Annotated in this window: 1 pseudogene; it reads left to right on the plus strand. The window is 33.1% G+C overall.

Annotation, left to right across the window (positions count from 1 at the left end):
• Positions 1 to 334: 334 nt before the first annotated feature.
• Positions 335 to 543: pseudogene (locus ABN217_RS20155) on the plus strand (threonine/serine exporter family protein); the annotation flags it as partial.

Raw genomic sequence — 543 nt, forward strand, 5'->3', positions numbered from 1 at the left:
CCTTTATTATTTTATATGTACGTCATTCTTAAATTTTCAGCGTTGTTGACGGCGTCTATTTGCTCGAGTTATATACTATTGTATGCTCTTAGATACTCATTCATTTGTTGCTTAACGGTGTCTTAAATTATTTAAAGTACATATTATGTAACGGTTTTTCTAAAAAGACACATTTCCCTAATAAGTTTATGAGTAAACAAACATTGATCTATCTACAGCCTTAAATATTTTATTTGTTCATAATAGTCTTGAAAGATAATAAAGCGAAAAATAGGCGATGTTGATAAACTTTATATTAGCAATGGCTCGTTTTTGATTAAAACTAAGGCATGGTATGGACAATGAGATAATGGCTGAATGTTCGGCCATTTCAGAAGATAAACAGCGTGAAATTACAAAATTATGTATTCAAACAGCTTTGTTGCTATTGCAACATGGTGCTGAAAGTATGCTGGTTGAGCAACTCTCAACTCGTTTAGGTTTGGCGTTAGGTGTGCACCAAGGTGAAAGTGCAATTTCTGCTAATGCAGTGGTATTAACCAC

Source organism: Proteus sp. fly-1067 (assembly GCF_040139345.1).
GTDB classification, from domain to species: domain Bacteria; phylum Pseudomonadota; class Gammaproteobacteria; order Enterobacterales; family Enterobacteriaceae; genus Proteus; species Proteus vulgaris_B.